The sequence below is a fragment of the Massilia sp. WG5 genome, assembly GCF_001412595.2.
Classification (GTDB): domain Bacteria; phylum Pseudomonadota; class Gammaproteobacteria; order Burkholderiales; family Burkholderiaceae_D; genus Telluria.
The window spans coordinates 94979-110614 of the sequence record NZ_CP012640.2 but is presented as its reverse complement, the minus strand read 5'-3'; the positions used below and the strand labels follow the sequence as shown (position 1 = coordinate 110614).

Genomic DNA, 15636 nt, shown 5'->3' with positions numbered 1-15636 from the left:
GCCCCGCGCCTCGCTTCAGTTGGCGAGCTTGCGGTAGTTCGCGTAGTCGTGGATCGCGAAGCCGCCGAAGCCGGCGTTGCCCTGAAAGTAGGAACGGACCATGGACAGCTCGGTTTCCATGCGAGCGCGGCCTTCTTCGCAGAAGGTGATCTTTTCCAGCTCCTGGTTGCAGGTGGTTTCCACGCCCAGCGTGCTGTGCTTGCCGCGCGACAGGGCGTAGGAGATCGGGTGCATGCCGTGCGATTCGATGCTGTCCACGCCGAGGCCGTAGTCGCGGTAGTCCATCAGGGTCGTGCTGTCGGTGGCGTCGACCATCCACTGCGACATGGTCTTGGTGACGCCGCTGCGCGTCAGCGAGACGTATTCGTAGCCCATCGCGATGTCGGCGTTGACGGTCAGGCCGGGCGCCTTGGCCGCCATCAGCTTGCCGTACAGGTCGACCAGCTGGTTACCCAGGGTCACCGGATCGGTGTTCCAGGCCGGCAGGCCATGCGGCTCGATATCGAAGTGCATGCCGACCGGGCGTGCGCCCTTCAGGCTTGCGACGAAGGTATTGGTGCGCTTGACCAGGTTGACCACGTAAGCGTGGTTGACCGGGAGCACCCAGTTGGCCGCGCCGAACAGCAGCTCGACCTTGATGCCGCGCGCCGCGGCGCGGTCCAGGAAGGCGGCCAGCAGCGCCGGCTTGCCGAGCAGGGTCTCGCTTTGCAGGTAGATGCGGTTCACCTTGCGTGCGACGGCGAAGTCGAGCATGGTGTTCTGCTTGGTCACGGTGGCGACGTCAGTGTCGTACCAGGACCACATGGCGCGGGTATTGGTTGCCGCAAGGACGTCCGTGGTGGTAGCGGCGTTGGCCGAACCGAAGGCAGTGAAACCGATCAGGCCGGCGACTGCCAGCGAGGAGAAAATCTTGGTAATCCGCATGTCATGACCACTAGTTGTGCTAAGGAAAGCCAGCATAACCGAATGACGCGCGGAAACAAATGTGAAATCAGGAAATAGTTCCTTCAGACATACGGAACGTTGAAGAAAACATTGCAAAGAAAACCAATTGTTCCCTCAGACATACCGAACTTGGCAAGAAAACGGCCGCCCCGGCGTACTTCGCCGGGGCGGCCGTTTCTTTCAGGACATTCGTCGGAATTCTTCAGGACATCACGACATTCGCATGCGTCCTGCTGTACACCCCTCGCGTATCGACAATCAGCCGGGCATTGTCGAGGATGAGCTGGTAGTCGAAGTCCGCATGGTTGGTCGCCAGCACCAGCACGTCGAAGGACGCGATCGATTCCGCGGTCAGCGCGACGCTCTCGAGCGCTTGCGCGTGCTTGCCGCGGCCCGTGTAGGACGGGATATGCGGATCCGAATACGCCACCGTCGCGCCGCGGTCGCTGAGCATGTTCATGATCTTTATCGATGGCGATTCGCGCAGGTCGTCCACGTCTTTCTTGTAAGACAGGCCGAGGATCAGGATGCGCGCATCCTTGATCGGCCTGCCTTCCCGGTTCAGGGCCGTCGCCACCTTGTCGATCACCCAGCGCGGCATGTGGTCGTTGATCTCGCCGGCCAGTTCGATGAAGCGGGTCGCGACGCCGTACTGCCGCGCCTTCCAAGTCAGGTAGAAGGGGTCGATCGGAATGCAGTGTCCGCCCAGCCCCGGACCGGGGTAGTGCACGGTGAAGCCGAAGGGCTTGGTGGCGGCGGCGCGGATGACCTCGTGGATGTCGATGTCCATGCTGTCCGCGATCATCTTCATCTCGTTGATCAGGCCGATGTTCACCGAACGGTAGATGTTCTCCAGCAGCTTGGTGAGTTCCGCCGAGCGGGTCGAGCTGACCGGCACCACGTTGTCCACCGCGGCGCCGTACAGCGCCATCCCGGCGCGCTGGCAGGCCGGCGTGTCGCCGCCGCACACCTTCGGGATGTCGCGGGTGCTGAAGTGCGCATTGCCCGGATCCTCGCGTTCGGGCGAAAACACCAGGAAGAAATCCTGGCCGATCGACAGCCCCCTGCCCTCCACGCGCGGCTTCAGTTCTTCCGCCGTCGTGCCCGGGTAGGTGGTGCTTTCCAGCGACAGGATCTGGCCCTCGCGCAGGTGCGGCACCAGCGCTTCCACGGTCTCGATCACGTAGCTGAGGTCCGGTTCGCGCGACGCGTTCAGCGGCGTCGGCACGCAGATGATCAGGCAGTCCGCTTCCGCCGCCCGCGCCATGTCGGTGGTCGCTTCGAGCCCGCGCGCGCGCGCGCTGGCGATTGCCGCCGCACTGATGTGCTCGATGTAGCTGTTGCCCATGTTCAGGGCTTGGATCTTGTCCGGATCCTTGTCGAAGCCGATGACCCTGAAGCCTGCTTCGGTATAGCGCAGCGCCAGGGGCGTTCCCACATAACCGAGGCCGACGATGCCGATGACGGCCTCGCGGGTTTCGATCCGGTCGACGAGCCGCTCGCACAAGCTGATGCGCTCACCGCTGGGAAGTGCTTCCTGTTCTCTCATGATGGCTCCTTGGCTTTGGTGTAGGTACCAGTCTCGTTCCACAGCCGGCGCAAGCCGGTCTCGATGCTGGTGAAAGTGGAAATGCCCAGTTCCGTGCGGAGACGCGTGTTGTCGCCGCACGAATGGCGGATGTCGCCCGCGCGTTCGCCCAGTGCGCGGACGGTCACCGGCCGCCCACTGACCTCACCGAGGATACGGGTCAGGTCCAGCAGGCTGGTGCGGATACCGGTGCAGACGTTGCAGACGCCCTCGAAGGACGCGTCGAGGGCCCTGGCATTGGCCCGCGCGACATCGCGTACGTTGATGAAATCGCGGGTCTGCCGGCCGTCGCCGTAGATGCCGAGCGGCTCGCCGCTGCGCAGCGAGCGCATGAACAGGCTGATCACGCCCGAATACGGCGAGGAGGCGTCCTGGCGCGGACCGAACACGTTGAAGTAGCGCAGGCCGGCGCAGGAGACGCCGTACAGCTGCCCGTACAGGCCCGCATACAGGTCGTCGATCTTCTTTTCCAGCCCGTACGGCGACATCGGGTTCGCCGGCGTGGCTTCGAAGGCCATCCCACCTTCGACCGGTCCGTAGACCGCCGAACTGGAGGCGTACACGAAGCGCCGTACCCCGCGCCGGCGCGCGCTGTCCAGCACCTGCAGGAAGCCGCCGACATTGGTCGCGCCCGAGCCGACCGGGTCCTCGACCGAGGCCGCGACCGAGACCTGGGCCGCGAGGTGCAGAACGTGCGAGATCCCCTCCAGCGCGGCGTCGACCGCCAGCGCGTCGCGCACGTCGCCGCGCACGAACGCCAGGTTGGGCGCGTCGGGCGGCAGATTCTCCAGCTTGCCGCTGGACAAGTTGTCGAGGACGCGGACCCGGGCGCCGACTTCCAGCAGCCTCTCGGCCGTATGCGAGCCGATGAAGCCCGCCCCTCCGGTAATCAGGACATGCATGCCATTCTCCTTTAGGTCCTTCAGGCAGCGCGTACGTTGCGCTCGAATTTGTCCCAGCCGCGGTCGCCCTTCAGGAACTGCCAGGTGCCGCGCACGCCGGCGATCATGATCAGCGGCCGGAAATAGAACAGGTCGAGCGGACCTATCAGCAGCAGCCGGGCCAGGTGCGCGAAGCGGTAATCGCGGTAGCTCTGGTCGTGCAGGGCTACGCTGCCGGCGGCGGCGAGCGCGCCGCAGAAGGCCACCGCCCCCAGCATGCACAGGTAGGCCGGCCATTCGATGATGCCGAGCCAGGCCGCCAGCACCAGGGACAGCAGCGACAGCAGCTGCACCGTGGGCGCGATCGCTTCGTACAGGAGGAAGTAGGGAAAGGCCAGCATGCCGACCGTGCCGTAGCGGGGCCGCAGCAGCATGCGGCGGTAATGCCAGACCACTTCCAGCACCACCTTCTGCCAGCGCGCCCGTTGGCGGATCAGGCTGTCCGCCCGCTCCGGACCTTCGGTGCAGGCCACGATGCCGGGCAAGGACACCAGGCGGTAGGGCTGGCCGCGGCGCCGGCACCACTCGTGCATGCGGAAGGTGAGTTCGATGTCCTCGCAGCTGAAGCTGTTCGAAAAGCCGCCGACCGCCATGAATTCGGCGCGCCGCCAGATCGCGAAGCCGCCCGGGTTGCACATCATGCAGTTGAGGCGGGTCCAGGCCAGGCGCGCGCCGATGAAGGAACGCATCAGATCCAGGTGCTGGAAGTTGCTCAGCAGGTGGATGTCGACGGTGCGCTTGCCGCTGGCGTCGTGCGACGGCGCTTCGGGCACCCGGCTGTTGCCGAAGAAGCTGGTGATGCCGACGATGTGTTCCGGGTCCTGGTTCACCGGCGCCATCGTCTGCAGCAGCGCGTCCGGATAATAGACGGTGTCGCCGTCCACCGACACCAGGTAGGGATAGCGCGTCAGGTTGGCGCCGCAGTTCATGGCGTCGGCCTTGTTGCCGCCGTTCTCCTTGGACACCACGATCAGGCGCGTGTCGACCGTGCTGAGATAGACCCGCTGCAGCGCCTTGTGCGGCAGGACGTGCGGGAAGCGCGTGGTGTCCGGCTTCAGCGAGTAGGCCTGCATCAGCAGTTCCAGCGTGCTGTCGGTCGAGCCGTCGTCGACCACGATGACCTCGAACTCCGAATAGGTCTGCCCCAGCAGCGAACGGACCGAGGCCAGGATCATCGCCTCCTCGTTGTAGGCCGAGACCACCACGCTGACCGGCAGCGAGAACGGCGACTTCGCCATCAGGCCGAGGTCCGCGGTGCGCCGCTGCAGTGCGCCAGCGCGGTGCCGCGCCGACGACAGCGCCAGCATGCCGGCCACCAGCAGGAAGAACACCGCGGTATAGCCCACGCCGAGCGCCAGCGCGCCGTGGGCGAATTCCGAGATCTGCGAGTCGATCGTTTCCATGTCAGCTCCTGCCGCCGCCGGCCACTTCGGGCACGGCGCGGCCGTCGCCGGCGCCGTCCTGCCCCCATTCCACGCCCGCGCCGAGCTGCGGGGCCTTGCCCGATGGGCCATCCAGCGCGCGCAGCATGGCGTCGCGCACCGCCAGCCGCACCCACCAGTCGTCGTCGGACTGCAAGGGCGCCAGCAGGTAATCCAGCCGGATCGGACGCGTCAGCGAAATATTGTGCAGGGCGCGCACCGCGTGCGCCCTCACATAGCCCTGCCGGTCGCGCAACAGCTCCGACGCGACGATCAGGGCGTGCGGCCCGCCGAGATCCCCCATCGCCTGCGCCACCGCCTTGCGTACGGCCGGGTTGGCGTCGCCGCCAAAGGCGCCGAGCCGCTGGTCCATCCCGGGCAGCCGGTGGCGGCCCAGCACCGCGATCGCATGCACCCGCAGCACGGCGCGCTCGTCGTCGAGCAGGGGCGTCAGCAAGCCAACCACGGCTTCGCTCTCGAAGCGGTCCAGCTGCATGACGATGCAGTGGGCGGCGCCGCGGCCCTCGCGCAGGGCCTCGACCAGCATCGCCGCCGCGCGCTGGTCGGCCAGGGCGCCCAGCATGCCGACGGCGGCCAGCTGCACGGCCGGGTCGCCCTGCGCGAGCGCGGCCCCCAGGATCCCGTGCAGGCCGCCATAGCCGGTGCGGCGCAGCACTTCCCATGCCGCGATCCGGCGCCATCGGCGGCGCCCGCCGCCGCCCGCGCCGGCGTCGCGCAGCAGTTTCGGCAAGCCGTCCGCCGCCAGCAGGCCTTGCGCAATATGGTCGCGCAGCGCGGCCGGCATGTCGGGATCGAGCAGCAGCCGGTGCAGCGCGCCGCGGCTGGCGCCGCGCGGCAGGCGCGCGGATGGCTCGCCGGGCAAGCCAGCGGCGCCCGCAGAGCGGACCAGTCGGGCCAGCAGGCGCTCGTAGCGCAGCCGGTCGAACAGGACCCAGCCGGCGAGCAGGAGCCAGGCCGACAGCGCCAGCAGCAGCGCCAGCAGGCAGATCGTGAAGATGGTCAAAATGATTTCCTGAGCGAGATGCCGATCCGCCGTTCGCGGAAATCCGGCTGTTCGTGGCCGAGCCCGACCCCGATCCGCAGACTGGTCGTGGCGTCGATCCGGTATCTGGCATTCACATCGGCGCTCCAGCCGCGGTTGCCGTCCACCCCGGGAATATTCAGGATGTCGTAGAGTCCGCGCCCGGCGCTGACCGAGGCTCCATAGGTCCAGCGTCCGCCGTGGTCGATCGCGGCCCGCAGGGTCGCCACCTGTACGCGCCGGTGCAGCGGCTCCGAGTGGCCGTTCGTCAGCCGGATCTCGAATTCGCTGTCGCCCACGTAGCTCGTCAGGCCCAGCGTTCCCAGGCGCAGGTGCGATGCCGCGAAGGACTTGTAGATGAATCCGCCCTCGAGCACGTTGTTGCCGAAGCGCCAGCCCAGCCGCGGCTGCAGCGAATAGCGCGCCAGGAAGTCGGCGCCCGGCGAGACCGTGGCCTGGCCCGACCAGACCCAGCTGCCGGCGCGTCCGTACAGGCCGGCGCCCAGTTCGGTCTCGGTGCTGCGGTCGCGGCGCTGGCTTTCGACGGCGGTCCACCAGCCGCCGTCCCCGCGCGGCGCGTTCAGCTGCGCCCTTGCGGTCCACCAGTCGGGATCGTGCGCCGGCCAGTGCAGGCGGGAATAATCGGCGCCGATGTCGACCGAATACGGCGCCTTCTCCTGCGCGGCCGCATCCGCGAGCGCACACAGGCATGCCGCCCAGGCCAGCAGGCGGCGCGCGCGAACATGGTCAGGCATGGGACAGGTGGTGCTCGGCCATCTGGTCGATGATCTGCCTGAGCGGCACCAGCGGCTTCTCGCCGACCAGGTCGTGCAGGCGGTGGAGATCGGGGATGCGCCGGCGCATGTCCTCGAAATTGTCGTCGTAGGCGGCGTCGTAGGGCACGAACACGATTTCCGAATCGCTGTGCGTCCGCTCCTTGACCAGCAGGGCCAGGTCGAGGATCGAGATCTCCTCGCGCGAACCGATGTTGAACACCTTGCCGTAGCTCTGCGGATTGACGATCAGGCGCTTGATGGCCCAGACCACGTCGTTCACGTGGCAGAAGCAGCGCTGCTGCCGGCCGTCGCCGTAGACCGTCACCGGCTCGCCGGCGACCGCCTGGGAAATGAACTGCGGCAGCACCATGCCGTAGCGCGCCGACTGGCGTGGCCCGACGGTATTGAAGTGCCGGCCGACCACGACTTTCAGATTGCATTCGCGGTGATAGGCAAGCGCCAGGAATTCGTCGATCGCCTTGGCGCAGGCGTAGGACCAGCGGCCCCTGCAGGTACCGCCAAGCACGACATCCCCTTCTTCGCTGAATGGCAGCGCGGTCGACTTGCCGTAGATTTCGGAAGTCGATGCGATGAATACGGTTTTATCTTTTTTGGCTGCCAGTTCCAGCACGATATCGGTGCCCTGGACAATGCTCTGGATCGTCCGGATCGGACTCTCCAATACCCTTCGCACACCGACCACTGCGGCCATATGGAATACGTAATCACAGCGATCCATTAACTCGGACATCAAATCGGCATTCATGATCGTATCGATTACCAATTCGTAGTTCGGATCATGGCGATAATGCTCAATATTATCGGCGGAGCCGGTCGACAAATCGTCCAGGACAATCACTTTATGCCCGTCGGCCAGCAACGATTCGGCCAGATGGGAGCCGATGAAGCCGGCACCGCCCGTGATCAGATATGTACTCATGTTTGGCTCTTTCATAGGTAAATGCGCATCGCCAAGCGAACAGAATCCCTCACCGTCCATGTACCTGGACGAATGCCATGTCGTTTTCTGGAATAAAAAAAGAATTAACAGTGCTGCGTGAAGAAGAAATATTCGTCATGCCGCAATCGGCACGGATTGGCCATTCCCAGGAGCGCGCCATATTGCCGTCTGCGCGGCTTTGGCGTCTGTATTACAAGGGAATGGATACCATCCGTGTTATACGGCTACATCCCTGTTGTTTGGTAGTTGGTGGATACGATTCTACACAAGCGATCTCGAATATCAACCCATATTTACACGGCGTCGACGACTGTTTGTCTCGCCTTTTATTCACTCGGCAGGAAATGCAAAATCTTTCTCCTTTTTAAAAAGCCGGATAATAAGGATGCTTCCCGAGGGAGATTTAAATGAATTAACTCGAGGAAAGCTAAGCGAGCACGGCGATACCGTATCTTTATGAAAAGCACATTTAACAATAATGTGGATTTGCAACTGCAAAAAAAGCTACTGAACGTTCACCGGAGCATACGGAACAAAGGGCCCGGGTCTGGGAGATGGAAGGAGATGAAGGGAGGTGAAGGGAGGTGGAGCGAAGTGGGACGCGGGAGCAGGCTGGCGATGCCCGGTGCAGGACGCGAGCGAGCAGGACGCGAGCGAGCAGGACCCGGCGTCGCCAGGCCCTGCAGGTCAGCGGGCGCCGAGTGCGGCCCCCAGCCTCAGCGCCTGCGCCATGTTGCGGGCGGCCGAACGCAGGTTCTCGTGCGCCTGCGCCAGCGCTTCGGCGACCGTGCACGGCCGGCATACCGCGGCGAACACCGCGTCGATGCCGTGCGCGTACACCGCCCCGGCATCGACCGCCAGGCCGCCGCCGATGGCGATGACCGGCTTGCCGTGGCGCTTGGCGACGCGGGCGACCCCGACCGGGGTCTTGCCGTTGACGCTCTGGCCGTCGATCCGCCCTTCTCCCGTGATCACGAGGTCGGCATCCCGCACGGCCTGGTCCAGCCCGACCGCTTCCGCGATGATCTCGATGCCCGGCCGCAGGCGTCCGCCCAGGAACACCACCATCGCCGCCGCGATGCCGCCGCCGGCGCCGGCGCCCGGCATGTCGGCCACGTCCTGTCCCAGGTCGCGCGCGATCAGCCGGCCGTAGTGCGCCAGGCAGGCGTCGAGTTGCGCGACCATGTCGGGTGTCGCGCCCTTCTGCGGCCCGAAGATGGCGGAGGCGCCGTTCGGCCCGACCAGCGGGTTGCTGACGTCGCAGGCGATATTGAACTCGCTGTCCTTCACGCGCGGGTCGAGCTGCGATACGTCGATGCGGCGCAGGCGCGCCAGCGCCGCGCCGCCCGCTGCCAGTTCCTGGCCGGCCTCGTCCAGCAGGCGCACGCCGAGGGCCTGCAACATGCCGGCGCCGCCGTCGTTGGTGGCGCTGCCGCCGACGCCGAGCACGAAGCGGCGCACGCCGGCGTCCAGCGCGTGCAGGATCAGCTCGCCGGTGCCGCGGCTGGTCGCGCTCAAGGGGTTGCGGCGCTCGGGCGGCACCATTTCGAGGCCGCTGGCGGCGGCCATCTCGATCACGGCCATCGGCCCCTGGCCGCCGCCGTCCGGCGCCGCAGCCAGGCCGTAGAAGGCGGCCGCCGGCTCGCCGAGCGGCCCAGTGACGCGCAGTTCGACGCGGCGTCCGCCGGTGGCGTCGATCATCGCCTGCACGGTGCCTTCGCCGCCGTCGGCGACCGGCAGCTTGACGATGTGCGCATCGGGGAACACCTCACGAACGCCGGCCTCGATGGCCTCGGCCACCTGCAGTGCCGACAGGCTTTCCTTGAACGAATCCGGCGCGATTACGACTTTCATCCACTCTCCCAAGAATATCGACTCGATCCTCGCGGTTCAGGCGCCGATCCATGCCCGCTAACCCCCGCCACCGATCCCGAACAGGTCGTGGGCATCGAGAATCCTCCAGGTAATCTCCGGATGCCGGTCGAGCACCTTGCGCACCGCGGCCGGGATGGATTGCCTCACCTTCTTGCACAGGCCGGGGCGGTCTTCCAGCAGGATCACGATGCCGCGCAGGGTGCGTACTTCGTTCGGGCCGGGCGCGATCTTCAGTTCGACGCCGAGGTTGGCGCGGATCCGGTCCTGGATGCGCGTCAGTTCCTCATAGCTGGCGATGCTCTCGATGCGCTCGATCAGCTTCTGCTCCTCCATGCGCGTCAGGCGCAGGGGGCGCAGGTCGGCATCGGGCTCGCCCAGCAGGCGCTCGCGCTCGCAGACGCAGGCGCCTGGCGGACATTCGGTGCGAAGGGGGAAGCTTACCTGTTGCAACATGCTCTCACGCTGTCCGGCAAAGGATCGTCATAGTGTACATCACGAAGCACCTGGCTCATGCGCTGCCAGTGCGAGCCCTTCCAGTAAACCCGCCCGCAAAGCGCGCAGGTACTGAATTCTTCCTGGGTCGCGGCGACCCGCGGCGGCAGCCGGTCCAGCACCACGGCCTTGGGTACGTCGCGCAGCGGCGCATTGTCGTGCAGGCAGCGCGTGAACGGGCGCGCACGCCCGGCCAGCCCCAGCCGCTCGAACACTTCGCGCAGCTGGGCCTGGGCCTTCAGGGCGCGCACGTAGCAGCCGTAGTCGATGCTGCGGCGCTTGAGGAGTTCGCGATCGCGCGTCAGCACGATGCGGTCTTCCTCGACCGCCAGCGCCTCGACCTGGTCGTCGCGCAGGCTGTTGTCGTAGATGGTGTCGAACCCGGCCATTCGCAAGAGCCGCGCCAGCCCGCCGAGGTGGGCGTCGGCGACGAAGCGCAGGCGGCCGGGCGGCAGCGTGGGCGCGGGCGCCAGCGCGCTCACGTCGAAGCGGGTGAAGCGCGGGTAGACCGCGACCCGGTCGCCCTCTTCCAGCAGCAGGTCGAGGCCGGCGCCTTCGCCGTTCACCAGCACCAGCTCGACCTCGGTGTGCGGCACGCCGAGCGCCTCGATCATGTGCTTGGTGGTGGCCATGCGCGCGCACGGCGTCCTGAGCTCGCGGCCGCGGCGCTCGCGCGGCAGGAAGTCGTTCAGCTCGCCGTAGAAGCGGAAGGTGGCGCACACCATGGCGGCTCAGGCCGGGGCGGCCGGCTGCGGCGCGGCTTGCAGCGCACGCAGCACCTCGAGCGCATTCGGCACCGCGGCGAAGGCCGCCGTGTTATCGAAGATGCACCAGCAGTCGGCGCCGCCCGCGCCCAGGGCCTCGATGCGCCGCTCGACCTCGCGCAGGAATTCCGGCGGGTAGTTCGAGTAATACACCTTGGGCGTGCCGTGCAGGCGGATGTAGCTGGCGGCCGTGGTCGGCACGTGCGGGCCGGGCTGGCCGGCCGGCGGATCGGCGATCACGCGCGTCACGCCATGCTCGCGCAGGACCTCGGTGGCGGCCGCCGAGAACCAGCTCGGGTGGCGTCCTTCCAGCGCCAGCATGCAGCCGACGCGCTGCCGCAGGCGCGGCAGGAAGTCGCGCACCGCGTCTTCGTCGAACACGCCCTTGGGCGGCAGCTGCACCAGCACACAGCCGAGCTTTGCGCCGAGGTGGTTCACCTCGCCGGCGAAACGGTCGAGCAAGTCGTCGGCGTCGCGCAGGCGCGCCTCATGCGAAATCGCTTTCGGCAGCTTGACCGAAAAGCGGAAATCGCCCGGCACGCTGGCGGCCCAGCGCGCATAGGTCTGCGGCTGGTGCGGGCGGTAGAAGGAAGAATTGATCTCGACGGCCGGGAACACGGCCGCGTAGCGTTCGAGGTGGCTGCCTTCTTCCGGGAAGTCGGCGGCCACGTCCTTGTGCAGGCTCCAGCCGGCGCAGCCGATCAGGCGCGCGCCGCCGGCGGGGATGGGGGCTGGCTTGCTTTCGCTCATGGGCAGATTCTATGCCGGGAGCGCGGTGCGCGTCGCACGGGCGCGCCCGCCCACCAGGCCGAGTGCCTTACAATATGAACAATCCCTATTTACCGGAGCAAGCCATGGCCGATTCCCTGCACATCGTCTGTCCCCACTGCGACGCCGTCAACCGCGTCGCCGGCGAACGTCTCGCGGACAAACCCGTCTGCGGCAAATGCACGCGCGAGCTCTTCGAAGGCAAGCCGCTGGACGTCGACAGCGCGCGCTTCAGCCGCCACATCAGCCGCAACGACATCCCGGTGCTGGTCGATTTCTGGGCCGCCTGGTGCGGTCCCTGCCGCATGATGGCGCCGGCCTATGCGCAGGCCGCCGGCCGCCTCGAGCCGCAGGTGCGCCTGCTCAAGCTGGACACCGAGGCGTCGCAGGATATCGCCGGGCTGTTCGGCATCCGCAGCATCCCGACCATCGCCCTGTTCCAGGGTGGCCAGGAAATCGCGCGCCAGGCCGGCGCCATGGATGCCGGCAGTATCGTTTCGTGGGTCCAATCGCGCGCCCGCGCCAATTAAGCAACTCATCCAAGGAGAACGGCATGTCCCAGGAACTCGTCTATGAACGCGGCATCGAGGATGCGAAGCAGTTCGCCCGCATCCTGTACATCGCCCACGCGGCCACTTTCTTCTTTTCGCTCGGGCTGTTGAACTTCCTGGTCCTGATCGTCAATTACATCCGGCGCCCCGACACCGCCGGGACCATGGTGTATTCGCACCACACCTGGATGATCCGATCGTTCTGGTGGTACGTGGTGTGGATGGCGGTGGCAGTCATCCTCACCATCACCATCATCGGGATCCCGCTGGCCTGGGTGGTCGGCGGCCTGGCCTGGATCTGGATGGCCTATCGCATCATCCGCGGCTTCCTCGACCTGAACAACAACCGGGCGATGCCGGTCTGATCGCCGGCCGCGGACGCGCTCAGTTGTTCGGTCCGTCCCTGCGCAGGCGGGCCTCCACCTCGCGCAGGCGCACGTAATTGGCGCGGCCCAGGCGTCCGACGGGCCGTGTCCCCATCTGTTCCAGCAGATCGATGCGGTGGTCCTGCTCGCCCTTGCGGCCGGTGTACACCGCCTCGTCGATATGTACGTGCTGCACGCTCCCCATGATCCACTTGTTGGCCCCCATGTCGAGGATGTCGTGCAGCCGGCACTCGTAGGCGACCGGCGCGCGGGCCACGCGCGGCGGCCTGACGATGCTGCTCGGCGCCTCCGCCAGCCCGGCGTAGCGGAATTCGCTGTCGCCGGGCGCGAGATCGGCCGCGGTCTTCACCATCTCGTCCATCAGGTGTTCGGGCACGATGTTGACCACGAACTCGCGGGTGGCCACGATGTTCGCGTAGGTGTCTTTCGGGATCCATTCGCCGGCGTGGTTGTCGCCGCGCGGGCCGCAGCTGAAGCCCAGCATCGGCGGCGACGGCGACATCACGTTGAAGAAGCTGAATGGCGCGATGTTGGACGCCCCCTCGGCCGACACCGTCGACACCCAGGCGATGGGGCGCGGCACGACGGAGTCGCGCAACAGGAAGTACATCTCGGTCGGCTGGAAGTCGGCGGCGGAAAGCGAAATGGTCATGATGAATTATCGGTTGGTGATTACTGCTGCGGGTCGTAGAGCTTTTCCTTGATGAACAGGGCCGGCACGATCCCGCACAGGAAGTAGGCCACGCCCATCACCAGGAAGCCGAGGCCGATCGAGCCGTTGGTCGCGAGATAGCCGATGCAGGCCGGTGCGATCGCCGCGCCGACGCGGCCGACGTTGTAGGCGCCGCCGACGGCCGAGCCGCGGATCGTGGTCTCGAAGCTCTCGGTCATGTAGGTCGCGTTCACGCCGTACGGGATCCCGTACAGGAAACCGAAGGTCGTGAGCAGATAGACGATGTTGTCCGGCGTATGGTAGAACACGATCAGCGGCAGGAACACGGCGGTGCCGAGCGCGCCGAAGGCGAAGATGGCGCGGCGGCCGAAGCGGTCGGCCAGCCAGCCGGCGACGATCTTCCCGAGGATCATGGCGACGTAGGTGCCGACCATATAGCCGGTCATCGCCTTGAAGTTCATGTGCAGCTCTTTTTCCAGATAGGTCGGCATCCAGTTGTTGACGCCGTAGTAGCCGAACTGCAGGAAGCCGGCGGCCAGCGACCATAGCATGAACATGCGGCGGTGGGCGGGGTTGGAGAAGATCAGCTTCATGGCGCCGGTCTTCTTGCCGGCACTGCGCACGCCGGCGGCCTTGTCGGCGGCCAGTTTCTGGCGCGAGGCGACCCAGGCGGCCGGTTCCGGCACCACGCGCTGCATCAGCACGGCCAGGATCACGGGAATGATGGCGATGTAGAAAAGCCAGCGCCAGCCATAGGTGGGCAGGATCCAGCCGGCCAGCAGGGTCGCCACCACATAGCCGACCGACCAGCCGGCCTGCAGGCTGCCGAGCACCGTGGTGCGGCGTTCGGTGGGCACGTATTCGGCCATCAGGGTGTTCGACACCACGTAGACGGCGCCCAGGCCGATCGAGGCAATCGCACGGAACAGGGCGAACTGTTCGAAGCTGTGGGTGGCGCCGAGCAGCGCGGTACCCACCGAGAACAGGATGATGGTGCACACGACCGTGCGCACCCGGCCGTAACGGTCCGAGGCCCAGCCGCCGAAGATGCCGCCGAAGGCCATGCCGGCCAGGGTGACGGTGCCGAGCGTACCCGCCTGCACCTTGGTCAGGCCGAACTCCTTGGTCAGGCTGCCCAGGCTATAGGACAGGAACATCAGGTCGGCGCCGTCGATCATCAGCGCCAGGAAGGCGAAGGCGAAAACGATCTTCCATGTATTTTTGTTTGCCGCGGCAATGACCGCGCGGTTTGCTGCTACTTCCATGTCTCCTCCAAGTTTCTTGTTTGCTTATGCCTGCACGGCGCGGATCATGTTGCGCGCGATGACGAGCTGCTGGATCTGGGTCGTGCCCTCGTAGATGCGGAACAGGCGCACGTCGCGGTAGAAGCGCTCGATCGCGTACTCCGACACATAGCCGGCGCCGCCGTGGATCTGCACCGCACGGTCGGCCACCCGGCCGCACATCTCGGACGCGAACATCTTGCAGCAGGCGGCTTCGGTCGAAATATCTTCCTTGTTGTCGCGGCGGCGCGCGGCATCCAGCACCATCGAACGGGCCGCGTAGATCTCGGCCTTGCTGTCGGCCAGCATGGCCTGGATCAGCTGGAAGTCGGCGATCGGCTTGCCGAACTGCTGGCGCTCCACCGCATAGCGCAGCGCGTCGTCGAGCATGCGCTCGGCCGCGCCGACGCAGATCGCGGCGATGTGCAGGCGGCCCTTGTCCAGCACCTTCATGGCGGTCTTGAAGCCCACGCCCTCCTTGCCGCCGATCAGGTTCGCGGCCGGGACGCGGCAGTTCTCGAAGATGACGTCGGCGGTGTGCGCGCCCTTCTGGCCCATCTTCTTGTCCGTCTTGCCGATGAAGATGCCCGGCGTGCCCTTCTCGACGATGAAGGCCGAGATGCCGCCCGCCCCCTTGATCTCCGGATTGGTGCGCGCCATCACCGTGAAGATGCCTGCTTCGGGCGCATTCGTGATGAAGCGCTTGGTGCCGTTGATGACATAGAAGTCGCCGTCGCGGACGGCGGTCGTGCGCAGCGAGGCGGCGTCCGAGCCGGAACCCGGTTCGGTCAGCGCGAACGAGGCGATCAGTTCGCCCGAGGCCAGGCGCGGCAGGTAGGCGCGCTTCTGCTCTTCGGTGCCGTCGACGATCAGGCCCTGGGAGCCGATGCCGTTATTGGTGCCGACCAGGGAGCGGAAGGACGGCGAGGTCTTCGCGATCTCGAAGGCGGCCAGCACTTCCTCTTCCATCGTCAGGCCGAGCCCGCCGTATTCCTCGGGTATGCAAAGGCCGAACAGGCCCAGTTCGCGCATGTCGTCGACGACATCGGGCGGAATCTGGTCGGTCTCCGCTACTTCATTCTCTGCCGGCACCAGCCGCTCCCGCACGAAGCGGGACAGGGTGTCGAGCAGCACAGTCATGGTTTCCTGGTCGCGTATCATTTTCTTTCC

16 protein-coding genes are annotated in these 15636 nt (G+C 66.3%); 2 read left to right on the top strand and 14 right to left on the bottom strand.

Annotation, left to right across the window (positions count from 1 at the left end; translation table 11 throughout):
• Nucleotides 1-15: 15 nt before the first annotated feature.
• The 11 genes from AM586_RS00625 to AM586_RS00575 all read right to left on the bottom strand — a co-directional run bounded on the left by AM586_RS00625 (nucleotide 16) and on the right by AM586_RS00575 (nucleotide 11555).
• A complete protein-coding gene (locus tag AM586_RS00625; protein ID WP_047825614.1) occupies nucleotides 16-924 on the bottom strand; it encodes a hypothetical protein in 909 nt (302 codons plus the stop codon).
• A gap of 223 nt (nucleotides 925-1147) precedes the next feature.
• Entirely contained in the window at nucleotides 1148-2494 is a 1347-nt protein-coding gene (locus AM586_RS00620) for a nucleotide sugar dehydrogenase (RefSeq protein ID WP_047825615.1), read from the bottom strand.
• A complete protein-coding gene (locus AM586_RS00615; RefSeq protein WP_047825616.1) occupies nucleotides 2491-3435 on the bottom strand; it encodes an NAD-dependent epimerase/dehydratase family protein in 945 nt (314 codons plus the stop codon). Before AM586_RS00615 ends, AM586_RS00620 begins: the two co-directional genes overlap by 4 nt.
• Before the next feature lie 20 nt (nucleotides 3436-3455).
• Nucleotides 3456-4877, bottom strand: coding sequence for a glycosyltransferase family 2 protein (locus AM586_RS00610; RefSeq protein WP_047825617.1), 1422 nt, complete (start codon nucleotides 4875-4877; stop codon nucleotides 3456-3458).
• Between the two features lies 1 nt (nucleotide 4878).
• Nucleotides 4879-5919, bottom strand: coding sequence for a HEAT repeat domain-containing protein (locus AM586_RS00605; RefSeq protein WP_047825618.1), 1041 nt, complete (start codon nucleotides 5917-5919; stop codon nucleotides 4879-4881).
• Nucleotides 5916-6692: a YaiO family outer membrane beta-barrel protein gene (locus AM586_RS00600; RefSeq protein WP_047825619.1), complete on the bottom strand. Its 777-nt coding sequence runs from the start codon at nucleotides 6690-6692 to the stop codon at nucleotides 5916-5918. Before AM586_RS00600 ends, AM586_RS00605 begins: the two co-directional genes overlap by 4 nt.
• The gene (locus AM586_RS00595) at nucleotides 6685-7668 is read right to left on the bottom strand and encodes a GDP-mannose 4,6-dehydratase (protein WP_229412944.1); all 984 of its coding nucleotides are present in this window, start codon (nucleotides 7666-7668) and stop codon (nucleotides 6685-6687) included. The genes AM586_RS00600 and AM586_RS00595 overlap by 8 nt, the downstream gene beginning before the upstream one ends.
• A gap of 693 nt (nucleotides 7669-8361) precedes the next feature.
• On the bottom strand, nucleotides 8362-9528 hold the full coding sequence (locus AM586_RS00590; RefSeq protein WP_047825621.1) for a glycerate kinase: 1167 nt from the start codon (nucleotides 9526-9528) through the stop codon (nucleotides 8362-8364).
• Nucleotides 9529-9585: 57 nt separating this feature from the next.
• Complete coding sequence (locus AM586_RS00585) at nucleotides 9586-10002, bottom strand: hypothetical protein (protein WP_047825622.1); 417 nt, start codon at nucleotides 10000-10002, stop codon at nucleotides 9586-9588.
• Nucleotides 9987-10766, bottom strand: a complete 780-nt coding sequence (locus AM586_RS00580; protein WP_047825623.1) for a Mut7-C RNAse domain-containing protein — start codon at nucleotides 10764-10766, stop codon at nucleotides 9987-9989. The genes AM586_RS00585 and AM586_RS00580 overlap by 16 nt, the downstream gene beginning before the upstream one ends.
• 6 nt (nucleotides 10767-10772) lie before the next feature.
• Nucleotides 10773-11555 carry a DUF72 domain-containing protein gene (locus AM586_RS00575; protein WP_047825624.1) on the bottom strand — a complete coding sequence of 261 codons (783 nt, stop codon included), beginning with the start codon at nucleotides 11553-11555 and terminating at the stop codon, nucleotides 10773-10775.
• Between the two features lie 104 nt (nucleotides 11556-11659).
• On the opposite strand from AM586_RS00575, the gene trxC reads away from it, so the two are divergent.
• Nucleotides 11660-12103, top strand: coding sequence for a thioredoxin TrxC (gene trxC, locus AM586_RS00570; protein WP_047825625.1), 444 nt, complete (start codon nucleotides 11660-11662; stop codon nucleotides 12101-12103).
• A gap of 23 nt (nucleotides 12104-12126) precedes the next feature.
• Nucleotides 12127-12489: a membrane protein gene (locus AM586_RS00565; protein WP_047825626.1), complete on the top strand. Its 363-nt coding sequence runs from the start codon at nucleotides 12127-12129 to the stop codon at nucleotides 12487-12489.
• A 19-nt stretch (nucleotides 12490-12508) separates the two neighbouring features.
• Here the strand turns inward: AM586_RS00565 and AM586_RS00560 are convergent, their stop codons facing one another.
• The 3 genes from AM586_RS00560 to AM586_RS00550 are packed head-to-tail and all read right to left on the bottom strand — an operon-like array spanning nucleotide 12509 to nucleotide 15627.
• On the bottom strand, nucleotides 12509-13162 hold the full coding sequence (locus tag AM586_RS00560; RefSeq protein ID WP_047825627.1) for a flavin reductase family protein: 654 nt from the start codon (nucleotides 13160-13162) through the stop codon (nucleotides 12509-12511).
• A gap of 20 nt (nucleotides 13163-13182) precedes the next feature.
• Nucleotides 13183-14448, bottom strand: coding sequence for an MFS transporter (locus AM586_RS00555; protein ID WP_047825628.1), 1266 nt, complete (start codon nucleotides 14446-14448; stop codon nucleotides 13183-13185).
• Between the two features lie 24 nt (nucleotides 14449-14472).
• Nucleotides 14473-15627 carry an acyl-CoA dehydrogenase family protein gene (locus tag AM586_RS00550; RefSeq protein ID WP_047825629.1) on the bottom strand — a complete coding sequence of 385 codons (1155 nt, stop codon included), beginning with the start codon at nucleotides 15625-15627 and terminating at the stop codon, nucleotides 14473-14475.
• Between the last annotated feature and the right edge of the window lie 9 nt (nucleotides 15628-15636).